Source organism: Pullulanibacillus camelliae (assembly GCF_014642655.1).
Taxonomy (GTDB): Bacteria; Bacillota; Bacilli; order Bacillales; family Sporolactobacillaceae; genus Pullulanibacillus; species Pullulanibacillus camelliae.
In genome coordinates this window covers 178677-204851 of the sequence record NZ_BMIR01000005.1, presented here as the reverse complement: position 1 = coordinate 204851, position 26175 = coordinate 178677, and the positions used below count along the sequence as shown (strand labels likewise).

Annotated in this window: 19 protein-coding genes and 1 riboswitch; of the genes, 7 read left to right on the top strand and 12 right to left on the bottom strand. The window is 41.8% G+C overall.

What is annotated here, in order from left to right; genetic code table 11:
• Positions 1 to 139: 139 nt before the first annotated feature.
• The 3 genes from IEW82_RS07540 to IEW82_RS07530 all read right to left on the bottom strand — a co-directional run bounded on the left by IEW82_RS07540 (position 140) and on the right by IEW82_RS07530 (position 3520).
• Positions 140 to 1468, bottom strand: coding sequence for a nucleobase:cation symporter-2 family protein (locus tag IEW82_RS07540; RefSeq protein ID WP_188691668.1), 1329 nt, complete (start codon positions 1466 to 1468; stop codon positions 140 to 142).
• A complete protein-coding gene (locus IEW82_RS07535) occupies positions 1465 to 2061 on the bottom strand; it encodes a xanthine phosphoribosyltransferase (protein WP_188691666.1) in 597 nt (198 codons plus the stop codon). The genes IEW82_RS07540 and IEW82_RS07535 overlap by 4 nt, the downstream gene beginning before the upstream one ends.
• Positions 2062 to 2391: 330 nt before the next feature.
• Positions 2392 to 2493: riboswitch (purine riboswitch) on the bottom strand.
• Positions 2494 to 2860: 367 nt separating this feature from the next.
• On the bottom strand, positions 2861 to 3520 hold the full coding sequence (locus IEW82_RS07530; RefSeq protein ID WP_188691664.1) for a YpjP family protein: 660 nt from the start codon (positions 3518 to 3520) through the stop codon (positions 2861 to 2863).
• 482 nt (positions 3521 to 4002) lie between these two features.
• Between IEW82_RS07530 and IEW82_RS07525 the strand changes: the two genes are divergently transcribed.
• Positions 4003 to 4983, top strand: coding sequence for a ketoacyl-ACP synthase III (locus IEW82_RS07525; RefSeq protein WP_188691661.1), 981 nt, complete (start codon positions 4003 to 4005; stop codon positions 4981 to 4983).
• A 279-nt stretch (positions 4984 to 5262) separates the two neighbouring features.
• On the opposite strand, the gene IEW82_RS07520 is transcribed toward IEW82_RS07525, so the two are convergent.
• Positions 5263 to 6747 (bottom strand): glutamate synthase subunit beta, encoded by a 1485-nt coding sequence (locus IEW82_RS07520; protein ID WP_188691658.1) that lies wholly within the window; start codon positions 6745 to 6747, stop codon positions 5263 to 5265.
• A 20-nt stretch (positions 6748 to 6767) separates the two neighbouring features.
• Positions 6768 to 11327 (bottom strand): glutamate synthase large subunit, encoded by a 4560-nt coding sequence (gene gltB / locus IEW82_RS07515; RefSeq protein ID WP_188691655.1) that lies wholly within the window; start codon positions 11325 to 11327, stop codon positions 6768 to 6770.
• A gap of 146 nt (positions 11328 to 11473) precedes the next feature.
• Between gltB and gltC the strand changes: the two genes are divergently transcribed.
• Positions 11474 to 12376, top strand: coding sequence for a glutamate biosynthesis transcriptional regulator GltC (gene gltC, locus IEW82_RS07510; protein WP_188691652.1), 903 nt, complete (start codon positions 11474 to 11476; stop codon positions 12374 to 12376).
• A gap of 221 nt (positions 12377 to 12597) precedes the next feature.
• On the opposite strand, the gene IEW82_RS07505 is transcribed toward gltC, so the two are convergent.
• On the bottom strand, positions 12598 to 13602 hold the full coding sequence (locus tag IEW82_RS07505) for an NAD(P)/FAD-dependent oxidoreductase (RefSeq protein WP_188691649.1): 1005 nt from the start codon (positions 13600 to 13602) through the stop codon (positions 12598 to 12600).
• 448 nt (positions 13603 to 14050) lie between these two features.
• Here IEW82_RS07505 and IEW82_RS07500 point away from each other — a divergent pair, with 448 nt between their 5' ends.
• The gene (locus IEW82_RS07500; RefSeq protein WP_188691719.1) at positions 14051 to 14626 is read left to right on the top strand and encodes a YitT family protein; all 576 of its coding nucleotides are present in this window, start codon (positions 14051 to 14053) and stop codon (positions 14624 to 14626) included.
• Between the two features lie 67 nt (positions 14627 to 14693).
• Positions 14694 to 15221 carry a hypothetical protein gene (locus IEW82_RS07495; protein WP_188691647.1) on the top strand — a complete coding sequence of 176 codons (528 nt, stop codon included), beginning with the start codon at positions 14694 to 14696 and terminating at the stop codon, positions 15219 to 15221.
• Between the two features lie 215 nt (positions 15222 to 15436).
• On the opposite strand, the gene IEW82_RS07490 is transcribed toward IEW82_RS07495, so the two are convergent.
• The 4 genes from IEW82_RS07490 to lgt all read right to left on the bottom strand — a co-directional run bounded on the left by IEW82_RS07490 (position 15437) and on the right by lgt (position 20018).
• On the bottom strand, positions 15437 to 17584 hold the full coding sequence (locus tag IEW82_RS07490; RefSeq protein WP_188691645.1) for an ATP-dependent Clp protease ATP-binding subunit: 2148 nt from the start codon (positions 17582 to 17584) through the stop codon (positions 15437 to 15439).
• A gap of 325 nt (positions 17585 to 17909) precedes the next feature.
• A complete protein-coding gene (gene ymzB, locus IEW82_RS07485; RefSeq protein ID WP_188691642.1) occupies positions 17910 to 18257 on the bottom strand; it encodes a protein YmzB in 348 nt (115 codons plus the stop codon).
• A gap of 85 nt (positions 18258 to 18342) precedes the next feature.
• Positions 18343 to 19089: a sporulation protein YunB gene (yunB, locus tag IEW82_RS07480; protein ID WP_188691639.1), complete on the bottom strand. Its 747-nt coding sequence runs from the start codon at positions 19087 to 19089 to the stop codon at positions 18343 to 18345.
• A 119-nt stretch (positions 19090 to 19208) separates the two neighbouring features.
• Positions 19209 to 20018, bottom strand: coding sequence for a prolipoprotein diacylglyceryl transferase (lgt, locus tag IEW82_RS07475; protein ID WP_188691636.1), 810 nt, complete (start codon positions 20016 to 20018; stop codon positions 19209 to 19211).
• Between the two features lie 354 nt (positions 20019 to 20372).
• Between lgt and IEW82_RS07470 the strand changes: the two genes are divergently transcribed.
• The gene (locus tag IEW82_RS07470; RefSeq protein ID WP_229672418.1) at positions 20373 to 20984 is read left to right on the top strand and encodes a YkoP family protein; all 612 of its coding nucleotides are present in this window, start codon (positions 20373 to 20375) and stop codon (positions 20982 to 20984) included.
• A gap of 808 nt (positions 20985 to 21792) precedes the next feature.
• Here the strand turns inward: IEW82_RS07470 and clpP are convergent.
• A complete protein-coding gene (gene clpP, locus IEW82_RS07465) occupies positions 21793 to 22374 on the bottom strand; it encodes an ATP-dependent Clp endopeptidase proteolytic subunit ClpP (protein WP_188691632.1) in 582 nt (193 codons plus the stop codon).
• Between the two features lie 16 nt (positions 22375 to 22390).
• Positions 22391 to 23191, bottom strand: coding sequence for an RNA polymerase sigma factor (locus tag IEW82_RS07460; protein ID WP_188691630.1), 801 nt, complete (start codon positions 23189 to 23191; stop codon positions 22391 to 22393).
• Between the two features lie 149 nt (positions 23192 to 23340).
• On the opposite strand from IEW82_RS07460, the gene IEW82_RS07455 reads away from it, so the two are divergent.
• Positions 23341 to 25011, top strand: a complete 1671-nt coding sequence (locus tag IEW82_RS07455) for a DUF6044 family protein (RefSeq protein ID WP_188691627.1) — start codon at positions 23341 to 23343, stop codon at positions 25009 to 25011.
• Between the two features lie 84 nt (positions 25012 to 25095).
• Positions 25096 to 25923 (top strand): NAD(+) synthase, encoded by an 828-nt coding sequence (gene nadE, locus IEW82_RS07450; RefSeq protein WP_188691623.1) that lies wholly within the window; start codon positions 25096 to 25098, stop codon positions 25921 to 25923.
• Positions 25924 to 26175 lie beyond the last annotated feature (252 nt).

The window sequence follows — 26175 nt, the reverse complement described above, 5'->3', positions numbered from 1 at the left end:
TAAAAAAATGCAGCTTTTCAAACAGCGATGAATTTAAAAATAAATGTCACCTTCACCTCCTGCTTATCCTGCAAGAAAATAAAGATGACATTATACAGCTATTGCTTAACATGTTAGATATGAATAATCACTCAGAGTTTTAGGATAATCCCTCAGCCTTTTCACTCGCTGCATCGGAAGACACTGCTTGTGTTTGTGTTATTGCAACGCTGCTTCGTTTAACATTAAAAATGATATTAAGCACAATCGCTGTCACACTGCCTGCAACAATGCCATTATTCGTCAATAACTGAATGCTCGTAGGCAATTGAGCAAAAAAGTTGGGAACAAACGTAACACCTAGACCAAGCCCCAACGAACAGGCAATGATGAAGAGATTGTCAAAGCGATTAAAATCGACTTTCCCAAGCATCTTAATCCCTGAAGCAGCAACCATGCCGAACATTGCAATCATCGCCCCACCAAGGACAGGTGTAGGGATAAGTGTTGTAAGGGCACCGATCTTAGGAATAAATCCTACCACTACCAAGGTGATACCCGCTACACAAATAATGCGCCGAGATTTGACGCCAGACAATTGCACTAATCCAACATTTTGCGAAAACGTTGTATAAGGAAAGGCATTAAAAAGCGAGCCAATTATAATGGCTAGTCCTTCTGAACGATACCCCTTCTCCAGATCCTCATCAGTTAAACGATGACCACAGATTTCAGATAATGCAATGTAAACGCCTGTCGACTCAATCATACTAACAATTGCAACAATCACCATCGTGATAATAGCACTGATATGAAAGCTTGGCGTTGCAAAATGCAAGGGAGCGATAACCTGAAACCATGATGCCGTTGTAACAGGTGATCCGTCAATCATTCCTGATAACCAAGCAACAATTGAGCCCGCCACCAACCCGATTAATACAGAGATAGCACGAATAAATCCAGTAAAAAAACGATTGATTAAAATAATGATAAGCAAAACACCAAAAGAAAGTATTAAATAACTCGGTGAACCAAAATGGCTGTTCCCTGTGCCACCGGCCATATCATTCATGGCAACAGGAATGAGTGTTGTCCCAATAATAGTGACGATAGATCCCGTTACTACAGGTGGGAAGAAGCGGACAATCTTACTAAAAAATTTGGAAATAAGTAAGACAACAAGACCTGCCACAAGAACTGAGCCATAAATACCAGACAACCCATACTCTTTACCAATGGCGATCATCGGGGTGACTGCAGTAAACGTACACCCTAGCACGACAGGAAGACCAATGCCAAAAAATTTATTTTTCCATATTTGTAGCAATGTCGCCACACCACTTGCTGCTAAATCTAAGGAAACAAGATATGTCAGTTCTGAAGCTGATAAGCCTAAAGCGGCTCCAACTGTCAGGGGTACGATGACCGCACCAGCGTACATCGCTAATACATGCTGAATTCCTAGTGTAATCAGTTGACTTGGTCTCATGCTTTAACACCTGCTTCTTCGCTTTCATAAAAGGCTACTTTATTATTCTTTAACGATTGAATGCGGGCTAGCGAATAGACATCTAAGCCCAAATCGATAAGCTTTTGTCTGCCCTCTTGGAAGGACTTTTCAATGACGATGCCAATGCCAACCACTTCAGCCTGCGCTGCTTGAACCAAGCGTGTCAGCCCTATTGCTGCCTCCCCGCGTGCAAGAAAATCATCGATGATCAGCACCTGTTCTTTGGGATGAATAAACTTTTTTGAAATAAAAATATCGGATTGCTCCTGTTTCGTATAAGAGTACACAGTTGTTGTCAAAATATTTTTCTTAAGCGTCAATGACTGTTTTTTGCGAGCAAAAACAACCGGTACACCTAACGCTAGCCCTGCCATTACAGCAGGCGCAATTCCTGATGACTCTAAAGTAACAATTTTTGTCACTGCTTTTTTGTTAAAATACCGTGCAAAAGCTTCTCCAATTTTCTGCATCAGCACGGGATCAATCTGATGATTTAAAAAGGCATCCACCTTTAAAATATGCTCATCAATCACTTGACCTTCTTCTCTTATTTTTGCTAATAACTCCTTCATCCCAAAACATCCTTTCTCTGATTGATTCAAAATGCCCCTTTTAGCATCAGCTTTATAGGCTATCTCTTGGAAAAACTTCCTGATGAGACTATTAGAAAACTGGGCTTGCACCACTTCGCTGGTACTCCTGATGTGATTTTTGCAAATCACACATTTAGGTTGCCCGCAAGCCTTAGAAGGCGAAAGCCAAAGCCCGCCTTATACTATCTTCCTTTATAAGCGTCAGCGGAGTTATACATTCTGATAGTATAAAAAAGGCGCTGTTTCCCATTGAGTGAGAAACAGCGCCTTGGTCATATTAAAGTAGAGATATGCCACGCCTGTTATTAACAAGTGTTAACTCTCACTCGTAGTCAGACCATTTACGGTAGTCTGGTAGAAACTTGCGGGCCTTATTCCCGCCATTATACGAGCATTATGTTTTGTATTGAATTGTGTCTCATTATAACTAAAAAACTAGCGATTGAAAAGACCGTTTTTTAAGGGTGAATAAAATATTTTTTACATTAAATACAATTTTTACTATAAAAGAGAGTGTTCCCTGTAAACTATGGCTTTTCAGATTAGAAAATTTGGCTTATCTCTCCTCACCGCTTCACTCGGCATAATGTTCATGGTTCCCCACTCACACACTAAGGATGTCCCCAAACCTCAGGTAGCGAAAGCCCAAGCCCGAACTTATAAAGTCTTCCCCAAAGTTATACATACGACATTGCAAAAAAAAGCAATCCGTAAAGCGTTCAACGTATAAATGCTGATAGTATAAAAAAGAAAACGCCTTGTACCTTTGCGTTTTCTTCTAAGCCTGCCACTGTGGCGGCGTATTTTTATTCCAGTATACTTTTCCAAGCTCATGATGTGCCTGATAGTGATCTTCGTAGGTATGATAATGAAAGTTGAACCAGTAGCCTTCTAACGGTGGGTGGTCACGGCGGACATGAAACTTTAGAAGCTCTTTACCATCGCGTCCATCATAAAGATTGAGGATGCGTTCGCCAGTGCCTCCAGCGGGATTATTACTTATCGCAATGTTTTTCAAAGTATCAACATCGGTATCTTTCCCCAGATCAGCGACAACATCAGCAAACTTTGGAAGGATATCCTTTGTATAAGTCTCGCCAATTTGTTGGGTAATGGTATCACCAAATTTCAAAAATCCTTGAGCTTTAGCTTCCTCTAAAGCGTAGGACTGAAAATGAGGCAATAGCTCGTCAACTGTATCATAGTCGTTTGCGATATCGGGCCAGCCTTTATTCGTCTCCTTTTCAACATGATCAACAGTTGGAATATCGACAGCAAGCTCGGAGCGCTGAGGCGTCGCACTCGCACCATTAAAGCTTTCTTTTGAGGAAGGCCTTTGCTCTGTATGATAGTTAATCGAAGGAACAACAGTCCCCAAAGTCACCACTGTCACCAGTGTGACAAACGATTTTTTTAACCATTTTGGGATCTTCGGCATAGACTCTTGCTCCTTTCTTTTATAGTCATTTATACGTATTCGCTCGAATCAGGTTTCATATTTTTTATATTTTCATAAAGTAAAAACCTTCGCTAACACTATCTAAAGCTGATTGTGTAACGTCCCTATGAAAACGTTGTTACTCTTATTTAACTATAAAGTTAAGCTCACATATGTAAATATGAGAAACATTTCACATTTATTGTGTTACTACACTCTTCGAACTCGCTTTCATTTTTATGTCCTCCCCCATTATTTTTATGAAAGTTTTTTAGAGGGGCTTCCTTTCATGTGCTGCCTCATCAATAAACGCCCTGAATATGAGAAGGAAAAAGCAGCAAAGAGACCCAGACAGGCAATGCCCGCAGTTCGAATGTGATTTATTTGAGTATTTAAACTTTAATTATTTCGCAAAAATTAGTACCAGGTATTAGTATTTGGTGATATAATATGTTTACTTATTCAAACAAGGAGTGACATTTATGCAATCCAAAGCAAGGATTACTGCTATTGGAAGCTATATTCCTGAAAAAAGATTAACAAATCATGATATAGAAAAATTAGTTGATACCAATGATGAATGGATAACAAAGCGCACAGGGATTAAGGAGCGGCGCATTGCTGCTGATGACCAATTTTCCTCTGACCTTGGGATTCTTGCCGTTGAAGATTTGATAAAGAGATCAAATAAAAGCATTGAAGATGTTGATATGGTCCTTGTTGCTACGACAACACCTGATTTTTCTTTTCCAAGCGTCGCCAGTCAAATTCAAGCCCACTTTAACATTCAGCATGCCGGTGCTATGGATTTAACAGCCACTTGTGCAGGATTTACTTATGGCTTACATCTTGCCAATAGTTTAGTGACTTCTGGTGCTCATAAAAAGGTATTGCTTGTTGCAACAGAGACACTTTCCAAGGTAACCGATTATACCGATCGAAGCACATGTATTCTGTTTGGCGACGCCGCTTCAGCTATACTCGTAGAATATGATGAGAACGATCCAAGCCTTTTAGAATTCGTCATCGGTTCTGACGGGGATACAGGTAAGTTCGTTTACCGCACAGGTCTCTCACATACAATGAAAGGGCAGGAGCTTGTTCATACCGAGAAGATTGTCCAAAACGGCCGAGAGGTTTATAAATGGGTATTGAGTAACATTCCTCAAGCCATTCGCGAGCTTTTGAATAAGGCCAATAAAACAATGAATGCTATCAATTGGTTTGTTCCTCATAGTGCCAATTTAAAAATGATTGAAGCCATTTGTGAACGTATAGATTTTCCTATGGAACGCACGCTGACAAGTGCCGCTTACGTTGGCAATACCTCCTCTGCCAGCATTCCCCTAGCCTTGGACATGGCGTTCAAAGCTGGAAAGCTTAAAACAGGCGACCAAATCGTTCTCCATGGATTTGGCGGGGGTCTAGTGCACTGCGGACTTCTCATTCAATGGAGCCTATAGCTTAAAAAACAATAAAGCTTGCCAATGAAAAACTCTTAAAAACCCCCATAGGAACATAGTTGTTCCCATGGGGGTTTTAGTCATTTCGCGAAAACATAGATTGAATTAATAAATAAAGCAAAAGTGCTAGTGTAGCGCTCAACCTTATTCGCACTATGTGATAATCGGTTTATGCCCTTTATTATCATAAGAATACTTTGATAGTTGTACGAATTTTTTTGCCAGCAAAAAAGAGAACCCAATTAAAACTATTGGACTCCCTTTTATTAACTTATTAACCTATGAAAGAACTGTGGCTCCCATGAGATAACGATCGCATTCTCTTGCAGCCTCGCGTCCTTCATTAATCGCCCATACGATCAAACTTTGTCCGCGGCGAACATCGCCTGCAGCAAATACGCCATCGATATTAGTTGTATACTGTCCATATTTTGCCTTAACTGTTCCCCGATAGGTACACTGTAATCCCATGTGATCGAGGATTTCTCTCTCTGGTCCTTCAAAGCCAATAGCAATCAAGACCATGTCAACGGGCCAAATTTTTTCCGTTCCTGGAATTTCACGGGTAACAATATTGCCTTCCTCATCTGTCACTTTTTCTACCTCTAAGGTCTCTAGTGCCACTAATCGACCTTTCTCATCCGTGATAAATCTTTGCGTCAAAATGGCATATTGTCTAGGATCAGCACCAAATTCGGCTTTGGCTTCTTTATAGGCATAGCTTAATTCAAAAACATTGGGTTGCTCAGGCCAAGGATTATTCCCTGACCTTTTGCTCGGTAGCTTTGGGTGCTTACCAAATTGGACAATGCTTTTACAGCCTTGACGCACGGCAGTAGCCACACAGTCTGCTCCTGTATCACCGCCACCAATAACAATGACATTCTTGCCCTTAGCAGACATCTCATCAGGCAGTGCTACAGAGGAATCCAGAAGATGCTTGGTGCTTAGAGTTAAGTAATCCATCGCAAAATGAATCCCTTTTGCCTCCCTGCCATCCATGACAATATCTCTCTGCTTAGTTGCACCTGTGCAGACAATCACAGCATCATATTTTTCCTGAAGCTCGTTCATCGTGATGTCTTTCCCTACCTCCATGTTCACTTGAAACATGATGCCTTCTTGTCTAAGAAGACTGACGCGACGATCAACGGAGGTCTTTTCAAGCTTCATATTAGGTATGCCATACATCAATAATCCGCCAATGCGATCTTCACGTTCAAAAACCGTCACCCAATGGCCTGCTTTATTTAGTTGATCGGCCGCAGCTAAGCCGGCGGGGCCAGAACCAATGATGGCCACCTGTCTTCCTGTACGTTTTTCAGGAGGCAGAGGGACGATCCATCCCTCTTCAAAGCCTTTATCGATGATACTTTTTTCAATATTTTTAATCGCTACCGCCGAACCATTAAGAGCGACTGTACAAGAGCCTTCACATGGAGCGGGACAAACTCTTCCTGTCCACTCGGGAAAATTGTTGGTTTTGAGAAGACGCTCAAGCGCATCCTTCCACTGCCCTCGGTAAACAAGATCATTCCATTCTGGAATTAAATTATGAAGGGGGCAGCCAAAAGAAGATTGATTAAATTCAACCCCTATATGACAATAAGGTGTTGAACAGTCCATACAGCGTGCACCCTGCTCCTTCAACGTTTCTTCTGACCATCCTAGCTGATATTCCTTCCAATCACGGAGGCGGTCACGTGGGCTACGTTCCTTCGGCTTTTTTCTATCATAGTCTAAAAATCCTGTGAGTTTCCCCATCGATACCTCTTCCTCCTTCCTTATACTGGCTCCAATGCATCATTGATCTCAGCCGTCTTAGGTGCGTTCTTTTTTTCAAAGGCGGTCATAATCGCCGCCTTACCACGCAATCCAGCAGCTTTGGCTTCCTCAATGGACTGAAGCATTTCTTTATAATCACTTGGAATGATCTTTCTGATTTTGTGAACGGTTTGCTCCCAATGCTCTAAGACCTCAGAACCTATCGAACTGTTGGTATAAAGCACATGCCGCTCGATCATGCCTTTCACTTTCGCTATTTCTTCTTGATCCTCTAATGCCTCGATCAAAATGAGTTCTAAATTGCATTTTTCCTTGAACTGATGGACCGTCTCATCAGAAAGCACATAAGCAATACCGCCGGACATACCGGCACCAAAATTCGTGCCGATAGAACCAAGAATCACAACATGGCCACCTGTCATATATTCACAGCCGTGATTACCGATCCCCTCAACAACTGTATTTACACCGCTGTTTCGAACGGCAAAGCGTTCACCAGCACGCCCATTGATATAGGCCTCACCGGAGCTTGCCCCGTAAAATGCCACATTCCCTATTAGACTACTCTCTTTATGAATCAAAGGATTAACCGTACTTTTAACGATGATTTTCCCACCTGATAACCCTTTACCGATATAATCGTTGGCGTCACCTTCTAAATTCAATGTCACGCCTTTGGGTGCAAAGGCACCAAAGCTTTGGCCAGCTGACCCACGAAAATGAAGCTGAATCGTATCTTCTGGTAACCCTTCGGCTCCATATTTCTTAGAAATTTCATGACCCAATATTGCCGTGACGGCTCGATCCGTATTAGCAATAGGATAAGAGAGCGAAACGCGCTTTCCATTCTCTAAAGCAGGCTGACAATCCTGCAACAGCTGGCGCATATCCATCGACTCTTCTAATTTATGATCTTGCTCTCGCTGCTTGTAGCTTCCACTAGATGACGTAGGCTCAACGACGGTTAATAGCTTAGAAAGATCAAGATATTTAGCCTTCCAATGCGTTTTTACCTGTTCATGAATCGCCAATAGATCCGTGCGGCCAATCATTTCATCAATGGTTCTAAAACCGAGTTCAGCCATGATTTCACGCGTTTCCTGAGCGACAAACTGCATAAAGTTGACCACGTGCTCTGGTTCTCCAACAAAGCGTTTCCGCAGCTCTGGATCTTGTGTGGCGATGCCAACCGGACAGGTGTTAGATTGGCAAACCCGCATCATCACGCAGCCTAGAACCACAAGCGGTGCCGTTGAAAATCCGTATTCTTCCGCTCCTAGCAAGGCTGCCATGACCACGTCGCGCCCCGTCATTAATTTACCATCTGTTTCAAGCACGACACGATCGCGCAAGCCATTTAGCAATAAAGTTTGATGTGCTTCAACAAGGCCAAGCTCCCAAGGCAATCCGGCATGCTGAATGCTTGATTTTGGCGATGCCCCTGTGCCACCATCAGCACCACTGATTAAAATGACATCCGCAAGACCTTTTGCAACCCCGGCAGCAATGGTCCCCACACCTGCCTTTGAGACAAGTTTCACATTAATGCGCGCACTTGGATTCGCATGCTTTAAGTCATAAATTAATTGTGCAAGGTCCTCGATTGAATAAATATCATGATGAGGAGGTGGTGAAATTAAGCCGACACCTGGCGTCGACCCCCTTACTTCCGCGATCCAAGGATAGACCTTCTTACCGGGAAGATGTCCACCCTCTCCTGGCTTCGCCCCTTGGGCTAACTTAATTTGAATTTCGTCAGCATTAGCTAAATAATAGCTTGTTACACCGAATCGTCCCGAAGCCACCTGCTTGATCGCACTTCGACGACTATCGCCATTATTGTCTAGCTTATAACGCTTTGGATCTTCGCCACCCTCACCGCTATTGCTTTTACCACCGATTCTATTCATGGCAATCGCCAGAGCCTCGTGTGCCTCTTGACTGATCGAACCGAAGGACATTGCTCCAGTCTTAAAACGACGACAAATCGATTCTACGGATTCCACTTCCTCCAGAGGAACAGCTGGTCTCACATTCTTGAACTGTAAAAGATCACGTATTGAAGTGAGCGCCTCACGATTCGCCAGTTCTGAATAGGTTTTATAGAGCGTATAATCATTTTGTCTAGCAGATTGTTGCAAGGAATAGACCGTTTTAGCGTTGATTTTATGGTATTCTCCGCCGTGACGATATTGAAACTGACTGCCTGCATCCAATGTCTTATCAACAGCGTTAAAGGCTTTGGCATGACGCATGAGTGTTTCTTGAGCCATAACATCAAGACCTATGCCCCCAATTTGTGAAGCCGTTCCGGGGAAATAGCGTTCAATCACGGCATCAGAAATACCAAGTGCTTCGAACATCTGAGCGCCTCGATAGCTTTGAACAGTGGAGATGCCAAGCTTAGACATGACCTTGACCATTCCGCTTGTCAATGTGTTTATATAGGTTTCAATCGCTTCGTTAGGGTCCCAATTTTTTAGATAGTGTTCCTCGATAAGTCCTTTAATGGTTTCAATACCCAGTTTGGGATGAATGACATCCGCACCAAAGCTTATTAAAGCGGCCATGTGATGGACATCACGTGCTTCACCAGTATCCACAATAATACTGACATTGCTTCGTGTTCTATTGCGGATAAGGTGATGGTGCAAGCCAGACACCGCTAGTAATGCAGGAATCGGTGCAAGCGCCTCATTCACCTCTGTATCTGAAATCACGATATATTCCGCCCCGCTCTTGATCGCTTTATCAATCGCTTCAAATAATCTTTCTAATCCTTCTTCAAGCGCCCCTGGCTCACCATTAGCCTCAAAGACAGCTTTAGCATAAAATGTTTTATAGCTATTATTGGCGATGAGCTTTTGCAAATCATGCGTATTGACAATTGGCGAGAAGAGTTGAATCTGCCCTGTCCCTTCAGAATTTAAATCGAGAATGTTATCTTCAGCCCCTAACCATGTTAGGGTAGAGGTGACCGACTCTTCACGAATGGCATCTATAGCCGGATTCGTCACCTGGGCAAAGAGCTGCTTGAAATAGTTGTACAAAAGCTGCGGTTGATTTGAAAGTACCGCCAAAGGCGTATCCATGCCCATAGAACCAATAGGATCCTTGCCTTCTGTTACCATTGGCATAATCATTTTCGTCAATTCTTCATGAGTATAGCCGAAGAGCCTTTGAAGCCGTTTTCTTTGTTCAGCACTAAACAAAGGCTTTATATGGGTTTCCTCAAAATTCGCTTCAATCCCATTTAAGGTGACACGTTTTTGCGCAAGCCATTTCCCGTAAGGACGTTCAGCGGCAAGCTGACGTTTTAATTCATCGTTAGGGACGATACGACCTTCTTCAAGATTGATCCACAGCACCTCTCCAGGGCTTAGATTTTTCTTTACTTTGATTTTTTCATCAGGGACATCGATGACCCCAAATTCTGATGAAAAGACAAGCTTATCTTCATCAGTCAAGATATAGCGTCCTGGCCTTAATCCATTGCGGTCTAACAGTGCACCGATTTCTCGACCATTTGTAAATGAGAGGGCCATTGGTCCGTCCCATGGCTCCATAAACTGACTGTGATATTTATAGTAATTGCGAATGGATTCATCCATCTTCTGTTGTTTTTCCCACGGATCGGGAACAAGCATGGTAGCCGCATTGGCCAATGACCGTCCACTCAGTGTTAAAAATTCTAATGCATTATCAAGTGCCACTGAATCACTGCCGCGTTCGTCGATAATCGGCAATAGCGTGCGTAGGGGAACCCCAAAGACCTCTGATGCCATTTTACCTTCACGTGCTTTCATTGCGTTGATGTTGCCACGCAACGTATTAATCTCACCGTTATGAACAAGATAGCGGTACGGATGAGCACGCTCCCATGTCGGATCCGTATTCGTGCTGTAACGTGCATGCACCAATCCAAAGGCAGAGGCAAAGGCGTCATCTGCTAAATCCTCATAATAAGCAGGAAGCTCCTTCGGCTTTAATAACCCTTTATAGACCATCGTTTGTGAAGATAAGCTGGCAATGTAAAAGCCAGGGATGTCCTGCGTTTGTTTTTCGATGGACTTTCTTAAAACAAAGAGCTGCCGGTCAAAGGTGAGCGCATCCACCTCTCCTTGCTTGGCGACAAACAATTGCTTGATAACAGGTTCCGTTTTTTTAGCCTTCTCTCCAAGAAATGCTGGATTGACAGGAACCTCTCTCCAGCCTAACCATTTTAATGGTGAAGAGATGACCACTCTTTTAATGAGTTGCTCTACTTTGCTACGCCGAGCTGGTTCTTGAGGCAAAAAAAACATGCCTACCCCGTAATTCCCTTTTTCAGGCAGTTGGAATGCTTTAACACGCTTAAAGTAAGCATGCGGAATTTGTACAAGGATGCCCGCTCCATCGCTTGTATCATCTGTATAACCAGCGCGGTGATCTAGTCGATGCAACATTTCAATGGAATCATTTATAATTTCATGGGAGGGGGCTCCCTTTATATTGGCAATAAATCCAATGCCACAAGCATCGTGTTCAAAAGATGGATGGTATAAACCTGTCTGCTGCATTACCCTTTCCCCCCAACATATTTTTCAACGTTATCAGAAATATAGTGTTATTATAAATTTTATCTTCAATAATCATTCTAAACAATATATAATTAATATATTAATCATCTCAAAATGAGAATAATTATTTTTAGGAGATTTTCCCAATGGAAATGAGGCAAATTTTATACTTTATCGAGGTAGCGAAAACGGAGCATGTGACAGAAGCTGCGACACGCCTACACGTCGCGCAATCTGCTGTCAGTCGCCAGATTGGATTATTAGAAGCAGAGCTTGGCGTGCCGCTTTTTAATCGTGAAGGCCGAAATGTCAAGCTCACCAATATCGGTCGTTTATTTTTAGATCATGCTGAACGCGCAGTGGCCGAGATCGAACATGCTAAGCAAAAAATTAGGGAGCACTTAAATCCTGATCAAGGCGTTATTCGTCTAGGCTTCGTTGCTAGCCTGTCCGTTCAAACGCTCTCATTGGTCCTAGCCCAATTTAGAGAAGAGCATCCGAACATCACCTTTCAACTTCATCAAGGGTCCTTAAACTATTTGATTGATTTAATTGAAAGAGGGGGTTCAGAAATTGCTTTTGCCGCTCCAGTACCAATGGAGCATCCAACAGTAAAGGGGGATATCTTTTATCGTGAGCACCTCATGGCCGTTCTTCCCGCTCACCATGAAGCAGCCCATCAACACCAAATTCGTTTGGATCAATTGCGTGATGAAACCTTTGTATCCTATCGTCCCGGACTTCCTCTTTATGATATCGTTCAAGAGGCCTGTACACAAGCAGGAATGACACCAAAATTTGCTTTTGAAGGCGAAGATATCGACACAATCAAGTCTCTCGTCATTGCTGGATTCGGCGTTGCCTTGCTCCCAGAACAAGCCCTCACCGATCTCCCGCCAGAATTAGTCAAAGTGAAAATCAGCGACCCGGAAATCTACCGTAGCGTTGGAGTGATAACACCCAGGCACAGGGCACTCGCACCATCTGAGGCTTTGCTTCATCAATTCCTTCGTGATTTCTATAACCGCCTCTCGCGCTTTGGACTTTAATAAGGTGTGCTCACCCACAGCTTTGCACCAACCGCCAAAAAGCTGCTCACTAAAAAATAGTGGATAAAGCCGCCGATCGATGACTTTACCCACTATTTTTCTTTTTAGAGTTATTGTGAGAAGTGAAAGAAAGCGCGATCAGCCTCTAGAATTTTGCCTCTGGAGGATAGACTGAGCTGCTTCAGATTTAAGTATGTTTGTTTTATTTTCTACTATTATAATTATTTATTATCAAACATTGCTGTACTGTGCATGGGCTGTGTTCTTGCCTTCGGATCCATGTAGGATTTCGCATTGTTAACGGCAGTCGGACCTTCGCCAAAGCCAGTCGCAATCAAATTAACTTTTCCTGGATAGGTTGTAACATCTCCAGCGGCATAAACGCCTTCAATATTCGTTTCCATCTTGGTATTCACAACAATGGAGTTTTTCTCAATCTCTAATCCCCATTCTTTGATAGGACCAAGCGCGGAGATAAACCCATGGTTAACAATCACATCATCTACCGGCACGGCTACCGTTACATCCCCTTTTGGCTCTTTCAGGATGACTTCAAGAATCCCTTCCTCATTTCCTACGAATTCGCTAACGATATATGGAGTTTTAACATCGACACGAGAGTTCATAAGCTGTTCGACACTGCGCTCATGGGCTCTGAATTTATCACGGCGATGAACGAGCGTGACCTTCTCAGCAATTGGCTCCAGCATATTGGACCAGTCAACCGCTGAGTCTCCGCCTCCAGAGATCAATACCTTGCGTCCAGCAAACTGATTTAAGTCCGTCACAAAATAGTGAAGGTTTTTGCCTTCATACTCATCTGCATTCTCAGCATCCAATCTTCTTGGCTGGAAGGCACCAACACCCGCTGTAATAATCACTGTTTTGGTCTGATGTACCTCGCCATTATCCGCTGTAAGCGTGAGCGTTCCATCATCATTGCGCGTAAGCTTTTCAACAGATTGTCCTAGGACAATGGTGGGTTCAAAGCGTTCGGCTTGTTTAACCAGCTGATTAACTAGGGCTTGCGCTTTAATTTCTGGAAACCCCGCCACATCATAAATGATTTTTTCTGGATACAACGCTGCTAATTGGCCACCTAATTGTGGCATACTTTCTATGATCTTTGTCTTCATTTGACGTAACCCACTATAAAAAGCAGTGAATAGTCCTGTAGGGCCACCACCAATAATTGTGACATCAAATTGTTCATTTTCTTGAGACATAAGGACAGCTCCTTTTATAAATTCACTCTGAGCTCAGCTCAAAGACAGCTTCACGATTTCCTTTCTATTATAACAAGAGTTGGAAAAGAGAAAAGCATTTCACATGAGAAAGTTTCTCATTTATATTATAGAATACCAAATAATCTCATGTTGTACCATTGTAAGATTCATTCACTATTAATTAGGTTGACTGCATCACTGTCTGAGGGGACTATGTCCCTCCCCTATACAAGAATAGCTATTTTGCTAAATCCCCTTCCCATTTGTTCCAAACGCTCTTTGATTATTCAATAAAAAGTAGCTATTGCTCGCCTTTCATTAGCCGAATCTACTGTTGCATTGACCTTTTTGAGTCAGGAGCTGCTCTGACTTCGGATTGGCACTTTTCATATTACTAATTTTTAGGACATACCTTTATATAAAAGAAAGGACAGTGATTGGGGGGATCATATTGAAAAAGGTCTGTTGTGTTCTCATAGGAAGTCTATCCCTTGCCATTGGTATTAACGCTTTTATCATTCCCTATCATCTCTTAGATGGCGGCATGATTGGATTGAGCTTAATTGTTAAATATTTGTGGGGCTATCAAACAGGACTGACGATTTGTTTGTTAAGCCTTCCCATTTATCTACTGGCGTGGCTGTATTTTCGTCCTATTTTTTATAACAGCCTCCACGGTTTACTTGTTTCCAGCTTCTTTATTGATATCTGTGCTCCTCTCAATCACCTGGTCCATCTTCCTATACTCTTGAGCGCTATTCTTGGTGGCCTTTTTGTCGGATTAGGCATTGGCATATTACTCAGATTCAATGTAACAACAGGCGGACTGGATTTACTGGCTCAATTTATCGCTCAAAAATTATCAATAAATGTCGGCCTGATTATTTTAGTAATTGATGCACTCATTTTGGTTACAGGGTATAAAATCATTGGCATTAATTTAATATTATCTGGCATCATTGTGTGTTCTGTCGGCGTTGTCACCACTTTACTCAATATTCATACGATGAAAAAATTGCTTTAGACAGACTCATCCCTCCCTCGCTTTACATAACTTAGAGTAAAAAGCCCAGAAAGGTGGCGTCCCCCCTTTGAAAATCTGTGATGAGAATCTGGATTTGACTATCGAATATGCTGGGTTGAATGTCAATAACATTCAAATGAACTCAGGCATATTTATTGGAAACAATCAATCACATCATTGGCGCTCCCATACAAAAATCAATAATGGTCTAGGTATGATGCGATCAAGCACCCTCTCCCATTCACTCAATATGGTGATCGATAATGACATCATGGACACCGTCATCAATGAAACGAGAACACAACAGAGCCTCCCTGCTGAAAAGGACTCCCTGCCTCATACTACGACGCTACACTTAAATAACATCAATGCCAATGCGCTTCATCAAAACGCTACGCTCTCATTTGGTGACAACAATCAAAGAGACTGGCGCGCCCATAATAAATACAATAATGGACTTGGTATACTCACAGGGTCCAATAAGGTGAAACAATCCACAAGTATTATTGAGGATAACGATCACATCGATACGCCTATTCATGATAATGGCAGTAGTCATACGTCGGCTTCTAAAGAGGATGTCTTTTTTAAATAAGGAAAAATTTATCTTGCCCGCTTTGCTGGTACTCCTAATGTGATTTTTGCAAATCACACACTTAGGGTGCCGCAAGCCTTAGAAGGCGAAAGTCAATGCCCGCCTTATACTCTCTTCCTTTATAAGCGTCAGCGGAGTTATACATTCAGATAATGTAAAAAAGAGGACATCCACAAAGATAAGACTTTGGGATATCCTCAAGGCACGAATAAGATTTAGGCATCTGCTTTTAAAGTCAATGCATCATTTTCTACATTAACACTAACATGTTTCATGTTTTCTTTATCAAGCATAAGATCAGCAATAGCGTCCTCAATCTGCTCTTCAATCACTCTGCGAAGAGGACGAGCACCGAAGGCCGGGTCATAACCAAGCTCCGCTAATTTTGCTTTAGCCTGATCAGTGACCTCAATCGTCATGCCTTGCTCACGCATGCTCTCACGCACTTCATCGAGCATGAGATCAACGATATTAACAAGATGCTCCTTAGTAAGTGCTCGGAATGACACAATTGCATCGAAGCGATTGAGGAATTCTGGACGGAAATAATCCTGTAAACCTTGGACAATGGTTGGTTGTTCAGCCTCTTGATCCGCTCCAAATCCGACGGTGATTTTTTTAGTCGTTGACCCTGCGTTAGATGTCATGATGATCACCGTATCCTTAAAGCTCACGGTCCGTCCTTGACTATCAGTCAACCGTCCATCTTCAAGAATTTGCAAAAACATATGCTGCACATCAGGATGGGCCTTTTCGATTTCATCCAACAAGATGATACTATAAGGTTTACGCCGCACTTGTTCCGTTAATTGTCCTGCCTCCTCATGTCCTACATAGCCGGGTGGTGAACCAATTAATTTAGAAACCGAGTGCTTCTCCATATATTCACTCATATCGAGACGAATCATAGCTTCTCGATCACCAAACATTTCTTCAGCTAGGGTTTTCGAGAGCTCTGTTTTTCCTACACCTGTTGGTCCAACAAACAGGAAGGAGCCAATGGGGCGATTCTTTCTTCTAAAGCCCGCACGATTGCGGCGAATTGCTTTGGCAACCTTTTGCACGGCCTCTTCTTGACCAATGACTTTTGCACTTAAGCGCTCGGCCAAATGCTTCATTTTATTCTGCTCATCTTTTTGCAATTTGCTGACTGGAATCCCCGTTTTTCCTTCAACAATGCTTTCTATCATTTCCACATCAACAACAGCTTGGGTATCGTTCTCCCTCGTCTCTTGCTGCAGTTGCTCTTGCAATTTCACTTCTTGATCGCGCAAGACAGCGGCGCGTTCATAATCTTCTCGCTGAGTTGCTAATTCCTTTTCAGCGATAATCGCTTCTAGCTGTGCTTGAAGCGATGCGCTATCACTATCTGAATGGAGTAAGTTTACCTTGGAGCCAGCTTCATCCATCAAGTCGATGGCTTTATCAGGCAAGAAGCGATCTTGAATATAGCGATTGGATAAGGTGACACATGCTCGTAAGGCTTCATCTGTGTAGCGTACATGATGATACTTTTCATAATTAGTACGCAGCCCTTTCAAAATTTCTTCAGATTCTGCTAAAGTCGGTTCTTTCACCATGACAGGTTGGAAACGTCTCTCAAGTGCTGCATCTTTTTCGATTTTTCGGTATTCATTCAACGTCGTCGCACCGATTAGCTGTATGTCTCCACGCGCGAGCGCGGGTTTTAAAATGTTGCCCGCATCGGAGGAGCCTTCCGCAGAACCCGCTCCGACAATTTGATGAATTTCATCAATAAAAACAATCACATTTTTTCTTTGTTGCAGTTCACTAACTAGCTGTTTCATCCGTTCTTCAAATTGGCCACGAATGCCTGTCCCAGCAACAAGAGATGAAACATCAAGTAAATAAATCTCTTTATTTTTAAGCTTATTTGGGACAGTACCTTCAATAATTTTAAGAGCTAGTCCCTCAGCAATCGCTGTTTTCCCTACACCAGGCTCCCCAATTAAAACGGGATTATTTTTATTGCGGCGATTTAAGGTTTCAATAACCCGTTCGACTTCCTTATCACGTCCGATCACAGGGTCGACGAATCCTGCTCGTGCTGCTTCAGTGATATTTTTTCCTAATTCGTCAAGCAATCCACCTCTGCCGCCTTGTCCAGCTTGAGTTTGCACATGTGGCTGTGCCTGTTGCCCTGCCGCAGCCCCCATTGAAGGCTGCATCCAGCCTTTAAAGAAATCATCCAATGAGAAATAACCAATCGGATGGGGTTGCTTTGTTTGATTTTTTATTTCACGGTAGCACGCCTCACAAAGATGAAGCTGTTGCTTTTCTCCATTAACTTGAATTGTCCATTCCACACTTACTGGGTTTTGTTTGCAATGATCACAACGCATCTTGTCATTCCTCCTTAAAATTTTAGAAGATCATGTGCGTCAGTCATCCTGATAGTTTTGACTTTGACTATCTTTGACCTTTATGAATTAAATAATACCCTGTCCGCATATAAATAGCAATTCATATGCTTGGAAGGGCGTTAGGCCAAAGCAACTCATTTCCTTACACTTCATATTATACTTTGACCTTCTTTGACTTTCAAGTGTTTTTAACAAGATTTTTTAATAAAAGTTAAAAAATGGCCTTCGCTCTATTTCCCGGGAAAGGTTATAGAGCAGATTGAAGTCTGTTCCAAATTTTTCTTTTTATGTATATATACACCCTTTAAACTGGAGATATCATATACGTCCCTCGATCTGTTTTTATAAAAATTTCTTCTGGGTTACATTGTATTTCATGGATTTGATCGAGCGGAATATCAAATTGACCGTATGGCAATGGCTCGGAATTGGCTTCATTAATAGTTTGACCTACCCCCGCTAGCTGCAAAGCAGCTTGAGGTAAATAATCATCAAAAGCATGCTCATAATTTTCCATATCAAGACGCTGGAGGTTGATCACCGTTTGATCAATATCCCCTTCCTCTTCTTTAGTAATCAAAATCTGACTTCCTTGCCATGCTTTAAGATAGGACATGACAATTTGTACTTGATCTTGCAGATTATCCATCATTTCGCCACCCTTTTTATCAAGTCATTTTAACGTTAGTATGTCTCGCTAAGGTGATTTCATGATTAGGAAAAAATGGATTTACTAGTTATTTATCCTGATAATTTTTCGGGATTTTTCCTCTAACGGTTTCTTCAACTACTGGGAAAGGATGATCAATCCATGTCGCTTTCGTCATAAAAGGCATAACAACACGTACCCTTACCCGTACCTGAACACTTAATTGAATATGAGAGGAATTAATTCCTACCCGATCAATTTTCTGCTTTAATTTGGTTTCCACATTATTCATGACTTCAAAATGTATCGGAATATTCGGACCAAGATTATTAAGAAGGTTAATTTTAGTCACACTGCCAATTGGTACCTGCGTTGAGATCCCCACTGGCTTTTTATTGAACTTTATAATTGAATCCTCATCATGACTAATTGATATTTTGCCATTTTCAATCAAACGCAGGAAATGTTGAATTTTTTCTGTTCTCCGTGTGATAAATTGTTGAATCTCTAACCCATTAAAGGTGATAATCTGTGGCTCTCCATCTTTATCAAAGGATTTATGAATAAACCGATCCTCATTAGTGATGATATTCTCTTTACTAAAATCAACATCATGGCGCATCTCTTTCAACGTGCGGTCGCTTAACCCGTAGTTCACGGCATAAATAACCGCTTGCTCGGCCTCAGTTTGAGCAAGCTCCATAAGCGCGGGCTTGATGCTCTCACTCAAAATAATCACACCCAATACGTTCATCACTAAAAATATCACAAGGGATATGATAAAAATGTGGTAGCGACCTAGTTTCACCGGTGTTTTACTACGCTTAAGCTTCATTCTCCTTGGCCCTAATTTGAGCATCCTCATCACCCTCATAGCATGTATATGCTATTTTATGAGTGGTTTAACACAAAAAACCGAGTGACTATATCACTCGGTTAACTGCACTATGAAAGTTATTCTTCTGAGTTTTCTTCTTGTAATAACGCTTCATGATCAGGTTTTTTCGGCCTAAATAGGATGAGATAGATCGCCATAATAATTGCAATAGCGACAAAAACAATAGATGTCCATTGACCGGCAGTGAGACCTAACCCATATTCCGGTGAATCGCCACGGAAGAAGCTGACAACAAACCGCAGGCATCCGTAGCCAAAAATATACGTTGTAAAAAGCCAACCTTTGCCTAAATTTTTTCCAAATAAATATAATAAGATAGCAAAGATGACAAAATCACCTTGAATTTCCCAAGAGATGGCAGGCCATAGTGGTTTATCACCATACGTTTCATAAGCGATCGTTCCTTTGGGAAATATAACGCCAAACTGAGATCCAGTAGGCTTACCAAATGCATCTCCTGCAAAAAAACAGGCAATCCGACCGATACCCATTCCAAGCATCATGGCTGGTGACAAAAAATCAGCAAAATCTAGAAAATCCAGCTTATGTTTAATCGAGTAAATGACGAGCGCCACAGCACCGCCAACAATGGCACCGAGGATAGAAATACCCCCTTGCCAAATAGCAATGATTTCGCCTAAGTGATGGGAATAATAGGACCATTGAAAAATGAACACATGCCAAAACCGCGCACCGATAATTGCACCAACAAGTGCCCAAAAAATAAAGTCATACATGTGTTTATAATATACTGTTTTTCTCGTCAATGTTAGGGCAACACCTAAGCCGAGAAGAATCGCAATGACAGAAACCACTGCGTGTGTTTGAACGGTATAACCAAAGATCGTGAAAAGGTCTTTGTGCATGCATCGCCACTCCAAAATTAAATTTTTTAATGTCTACCCACTTAAAAAGTGTTCTCGTAACACCCTTACGAATACTCGTACATTTTAACACAATTCTTAAAAGGAATTGAACTGATAACTCCCTTTTTATAAAATATCGACAAAACTTTCTTCAGACTCGCTCTTAAGGGGGAGTGAGTCATATTATCTTTGTCCTTAATTGTGCCCTAGACATTTTTATTAAAAACAGCTTTTTCGCACTAGAAGCCTGTCCAACATGATATAATTAATCTGTATTTTTTTCTGTGACTTCAACTTTCACTACATAAATATGGATAATTGCAACAGGACTTGAAAGGGGAAAATTCTTTTATTATGTCGAAAATCCGTTCTTATTTTCTCTTTATATGGAAACTTCTTGATCCGCTTTATTACCGTTTTTCTCGGCTCTCATATATTGAAAAGGGCTCTCATAATAAAGGGGTGTTTCGCGTTCGACTCATTAGATACAAAGGGCAACCGATTCATCTAAAAGATGGGACACTTATCAGAAAAAATGATATTCTGTTGAAAATTCATCTGCATAATGTCCGCTTATTGAAGGAAATGTACACTCTTGAAAGTGATTTGAGAAAGGGCTTATACCTATATAACAACATAAAAAATGCATTGCCTAAACTTGCGGAGTTCGTATCTTCCCATAAAAAATCAGAAAAAATTAAAGCAATTATTGGTGTCACAATGCTACATCAAGGCAGCGAACGATTGGGCTTTGAAATTCATCCAATCTTGAACCAGCATTATCTCAGATTCAAACAGATTGCCCAATTCCCTATTTATTTGCTCTCTAGAACTCCGATGACGCATAGACGGAAGGGCAAGCCTCAACCCAAGTATTTATTCATGACAAAGGAAGTACTAATCAGCCAGAGTTTACTCCCTGCTCCCGCACAGCACACGCACTCAACATCTTCAGAATCCTCTTAGCCAGAGAAAAAGAGGCTGGGACATAACTAGCTAAAAATAATGACAAGAAGGTTCCGATTATCATTTTTTTGATGATCAGAACCTTTTTTCATAGATATTTATCTATATCTAATATGAGATTAGGTATTCATTTTCTCTTTGCCTCTCACTGCCATACGAGTGAAACGCAAATTCGCCTTCAGAAATCCAAAAACTGGTTCTACGTTACTTTTAATTATACGTGTTAAGGGGGGCTTCTTCATCGATGCGTTTTTCTTGTATCAGTTGCAACGAAATTGTACGAAGCACTGACGTAATAACCCTTTGACCTTTGGATGAACACGAAAACGATTGATGGTGCGATAACAGGGTTTGTATCCTTACCAAAAAAAGGGTTTTAATACCAAAAGCATCGTCGGTTTTCAAGTGGATTGAAGCGAAAGACGCTCTGGCTCCTTCGGGAACGGGGCCAGCGTTACTTCACGAATACACTTCGAGTTGTTCCGAGAAAGCTGACTTCGAAGCCATACGCGTAGACGCAGGAACAGGGGTTTTTATTCATAAATACTTGGAATACCATTCATCCATTCCAAAATGAGCTGAGGCCACTAAGGACGATCGGCTAAAAACGTCACGTCCTGTGACAACGCCGACCCTACCCACATCGTGTGGGCATGAGAAAAGCGAGCGTTCTGTAGCGGAAATCAACCTTGTCAATTCCGATGACAAACAGAATTTTAAACTTTTTAATTCAAAAGAGCGGTACCCACTAATTTTTGGTAGGTACTGCTCTTAATTTACTGGGTTTTGTCCCAGACTCTTTGCTTATTTATTTTATCAAGATTTGATCAATGATCCCGTAGGATTTAGCCTCTTCAGCAGTCATAAAATAATCACGATCGACGTCCTTTTCTATCCTCTCCAGCGGCTGACCTGTGCTTTCAGCAAGGATGGCATTCAATCGCTCTCTTGTTTTGATAATTCGCTTTGCACTGATTTCTATATCACTGGCTTGCCCTCTCGCTCCTCCATGAGGTTGGTGAATCATCACTTCACTGTTTGGCAGAGCCATTCTCTTTCCACGAGCACCGGCGGTCAGTAATACGGCAGCAAACGATGCTGCCATGCCCATGCATATCGTTTGCACATCTGGTTTGATATATTGCATCGTATCGTAAATGGCAAATCCTGCTGATGTTGATCCCCCAGGACTATTAATATATAGAGAAATCGGTTTTTCCTCATCCTGTGCAGCTAAAAATAATAACTGAGCAACGATGCTGTTCGCCACCTCGTCATTGATTTCTGTGCCCAAGATGACCACTCGATCCTTCAATAAGCGTGAATAAATATCGTAGGAGCGCTCTCCCCGATTATTTTGTTCGATCACATAAGGAATGACTTGACTCATCTTTTCATCTCCATTCTTAAGCAACGCATGACTGCTCTAAATTATCAAGATTATCGTTATCCAAAAACGTTAAGAGAACCGTTAAATGATTTTTATAAAAAGGGACCATCCATAGCTCCCCCTTTAGACCTAGCCATGTCAGCACCATGTACGCTCCGGTCCTCCTTATAGCATGCAATGGCGCAACCTTTAAGGTAGATTGAGGGTGAGTCATTTTCAGATTGACAGGGTTGTGGTAAAGTGCAATAACCTTTTGGAGTTGTCCAGTCGTGATCGCCTGAATATAGGGCATTGTCTCCTCATCCTCTGAAAACAAAGCATTCGGATCGTATGTCTTCAGTTTTTTTCTAGCGCGATGAAGTGCTGCTTTAACAGCTCCCTCACTTAATTCAAGCCTTTCCGCAACCGCCTTACTGGTCAAACCGAACCCCTCAATAAGGACAAAAATTGTTCTTTGTTTCAAGGTTAAAGTTTTCAGCAAACGCTGCAAGGCCTCATCAAGACAAGTCTTGTCATGTTTATCCTGCGAAGTCGCCTTTTGATGAACAAGCGCCTCATTTATGACCATATTTGGCTGCTGCTTACGATGCTGATCAATCCAAAAATTTGAGGCAATGCGAAACAAAAACGCCTTAGTGATCTCCCGCGGGCGTTCATTCCAACTTTTATAAGCCCTAAGAAGCGTTTCTTGTACTAAATCTTCCCCTTCCCATTGCGACTGGGTGAGTCGGATACAATATTGCCTTAAAGCCGCCATATGCTGTTGTATAAGGTCTACAAAACCATCAGAGCGAACGGCTTTCAAAGACTGCGACACCAGTAGACACCTCCTTTTACGCTTTCATATATATAAACGATAAAATACAGTGAAAAGATACGTTAACAAAAAAGAATTATAAAGAAAGTATACCCCTTCCCATTATGAGGTAAAAATAGTGAGGAATACAAATGGAGGAGCAGATCCACATGCGATATGAAAAGAGCCTTTTATATGGAGCGCTCGTCCTTATGTGCTTATATTTATCTCCTTATTATATTTTAAAAGGCAACACCCGTGTACGGATTCACGATAATCTTGATTCCAATGTTGTCTGGTATAAATTGATGGCGGACACCCATACTTTATTCAGTGGTCCACACAGTGCTGTTCCTAATATTATGAATGGCTTACCACGGAATTCTTTGGGATCAGAATTCGATATCTATATTTTAATGTTCTCTTTTCTGTCCCCGCTTACGGCTTATATTATCAATCAGACGCTCATGCGTTTTGTCGCTTTTTTCGGTATGCTACTCTTGCTGAAGCATCATGTGCTCCAGCCTTATTCCAAATTTGCACCGATTATTATTGGTGTATCTCTTTGTTATGCCTGGTTACCTTACTGGCCTTCCATGGGCCTTTCGATTGCAGGCTTGCCCCTTGCTCTTTATGCCTTTATAAACATCAAAAACACTCATTCAAGAGTGTGGGATTGGCTCATCATCGGTTTCCTGCCCTTCTATTCGAGCTTCGTCCTCAGCTTTATTTTTTTTATTGCTTGTATGGGGATCTGGTGGCTGATAGACTGTTTGAGAAATAGACATTTTCACTTAAAATGGTTCCTGGCTATGCTTATGATGACCATCCTTTACCTCGTCGTTAATTATAGAATTATTGATGAAATGTTCTTGCAAATGCATTTCACCTCCCATCGAGAAGCCTTTGACAGAGGGCATCTAACGTTGGAAGAGGTCAAGTGGCGCGCAGTCCATTACTTTACTGTCGGTCAAACACATGTGCTCCGTCTTACTGAATTTGTCGTCCTGCCTGTTATCATCTTTGTTTTGTTGGCCTCTACTCTAAAGCTTAAGCCTGCACCGCTTTTGTGGCTACTCATGCTGCTCAACGGCTTGTTTTGCTATATTATTGCATTTTATTATTCAGAGACGCTCTGGCATCTCCAGCATGCCTTTCCTTTGATCGGTACCTTTAATTTTGGAAGGATTCATTTTTTAGAACCTCTTCTCTGGTATGTGGCTTTTGCCATTAGCCTATCGATGATTTGGAAAACGTATAAAAGCGGCAAACCGATTGTCTATGTTTTTATGCTGCTGCAGCTGGCCATCCTTTTCTCTTATAGTGAAGAAAACAAATATACCTTCTTTGATTCACCAACTTACAATCAGTTTTATTCAAGCAAGCTGTTTCATTCGATTAAGCAATACATCGGACAAGATCCATCGACATATCGCGTCGCCAGCATTGGTCTGCATCCCAGCATTGCACAATACAATGGTTTTTACACACTTGACGGCTATGTGGTCAGTTATCCACTCAGCTACAAGAAACAATTTAGACAAATCATCGCCCCCGAGCTGAAAAAGCGCGCCAGTCTTCAGCGCTATTATGATCATTGGGGCAGCCGCTGCTACCTTTTTGTTGCTGAGCTTGGCAAGCATTATATGTATACAAAGAACTCTCACAAACAGATTCATCATTTGAACATTAACACGACTGTTTTTAAAAAAATGGGAGGAAAATATATTTTTTCTGCTGTAAAAATCGGCAACCCCAGTGACAATCATCTGCGCTTAGAAAAAACTTTTGAAAATAAACAATCCCCTTGGCGCATTTATTTATACAAGATTGCTTTGTAAGAAATCCAACCCTATCAAGTGAAACAAAAGAGGCAAATGATGTATACTAATGACATACATAATTGAAAAATCGGAGATGTGAATATGAGACCATTACAAAAGCAAATCAAAGAGGCTTTACATGTCAAAACAACCATTGATCCTAAGGCAGAAATTCGTCAGAGAGTGACTTTCTTAAAAGAATATGTGACCCATGCCCATGCCAAAGGCTTTGTTCTAGGGCTTAGTCTTGGTCAAGATTCTACGCTCGCTGGCAAGCTCGCGCAAATGGCAGTCGATGAATTGAATGAAGAGCATGGCGGTGGCTATCGCTTTATTGGCGTGCGCTTACCTCATGGCAAACAACAGGATCAGGAAGATGAGCAATATGTCTTAGACTTTATCCAGCCGCAAGAGCTCTTTACCTTCAATATCGCAGAAACGACAACCGCTTTTCAACACACGTTTAATGACAACACGCTTAATGTTACATTAAGCGATTTTCAAAAAGGAAATGTCAAAGCACGCATCCGCATGATGGCACAATATGCTTTAGCAGGTGAAGAGCATTTACTGGTGATTGGCACCGATCATGCCGCTGAAGCCATCACAGGATTTTTTACAAAGTTCGGCGATGGTGCAGCTGACTTGTTGCCACTAACAGGCTTGAGCAAACGTCAAGGCAAAGCATTATTAAAAGAACTGGGCTGTCCAAGTCGCCTTTACGAAAAGGCACCCACCGCTGACCTTTTAGATGAAAAACCCCAGCAAGCTGACGAAACTGAGCTGGGCTTAAGCTACAATGCTATCGATGATTTCCTTGAAGGCTATGATGTCAGCGATGAGGTCGCAGAAAAACTGGAAAAACGCTATCTCAGCACGCAGCATAAACGTGAGCTTCCCGCAACACTCTTTGATGCTTGGTGGAAGTAAACATTCTCTTATCATTTCACTAGCCTTAGCCAGCCCATATCCATGGGCTGGCTTTTTTAAAAGATCAAAATGTAACAGTGCTAAAGTTAACCTCATCTTTGCTGATCCCCTTCTTTGGAGATTTACACGTTAAAATTGCTCTTTGCCGAAACCTTTCAAAGCCTTGACACGTCTATTATGTATAGAAATCGTAGGCTCTCTTAAATACTAGACTATGCTGTTTTACCTTTCTTAACATTTTTTTAGCGCGGA

Bases quoted from the DNA above. Each gene is read 5' to 3' on its own strand.
- IEW82_RS07540 (WP_188691668.1), bottom strand. From the start codon at position 1,468: ATGAGACCAAGTCAACTGATTACACTAGGAATTCAGCATGTATTAGCG.
- IEW82_RS07535 (WP_188691666.1), bottom strand. From the start codon at position 2,061: ATGAAGGAGTTATTAGCAAAAATAAGAGAAGAAGGTCAAGTGATTGAT.
- IEW82_RS07530 (WP_188691664.1), bottom strand. From the start codon at position 3,520: ATGCCGAAGATCCCAAAATGGTTAAAAAAATCGTTTGTCACACTGGTG.
- IEW82_RS07525 (WP_188691661.1), top strand. From the start codon at position 4,003: ATGCAATCCAAAGCAAGGATTACTGCTATTGGAAGCTATATTCCTGAA.
- IEW82_RS07520 (WP_188691658.1), bottom strand. From the start codon at position 6,747: ATGGGGAAACTCACAGGATTTTTAGACTATGATAGAAAAAAGCCGAAG.
- gltB (WP_188691655.1), bottom strand. From the start codon at position 11,327: ATGCAGCAGACAGGTTTATACCATCCATCTTTTGAACACGATGCTTGT.
- gltC (WP_188691652.1), top strand. From the start codon at position 11,474: ATGGAAATGAGGCAAATTTTATACTTTATCGAGGTAGCGAAAACGGAG.
- IEW82_RS07505 (WP_188691649.1), bottom strand. From the start codon at position 13,602: ATGTCTCAAGAAAATGAACAATTTGATGTCACAATTATTGGTGGTGGC.
- IEW82_RS07490 (WP_188691645.1), bottom strand. From the start codon at position 17,584: ATGCGTTGTGATCATTGCAAACAAAACCCAGTAAGTGTGGAATGGACA.
- ymzB (WP_188691642.1), bottom strand. From the start codon at position 18,257: ATGATGGATAATCTGCAAGATCAAGTACAAATTGTCATGTCCTATCTT.
- yunB (WP_188691639.1), bottom strand. From the start codon at position 19,089: ATGAAGCTTAAGCGTAGTAAAACACCGGTGAAACTAGGTCGCTACCAC.
- lgt (WP_188691636.1), bottom strand. From the start codon at position 20,018: ATGCACAAAGACCTTTTCACGATCTTTGGTTATACCGTTCAAACACAC.
- IEW82_RS07470 (WP_229672418.1), top strand. From the start codon at position 20,373: ATGTCGAAAATCCGTTCTTATTTTCTCTTTATATGGAAACTTCTTGAT.
- clpP (WP_188691632.1), bottom strand. From the start codon at position 22,374: ATGAGTCAAGTCATTCCTTATGTGATCGAACAAAATAATCGGGGAGAG.
- IEW82_RS07455 (WP_188691627.1), top strand. From the start codon at position 23,341: ATGCGATATGAAAAGAGCCTTTTATATGGAGCGCTCGTCCTTATGTGC.
- nadE (WP_188691623.1), top strand. From the start codon at position 25,096: ATGAGACCATTACAAAAGCAAATCAAAGAGGCTTTACATGTCAAAACA.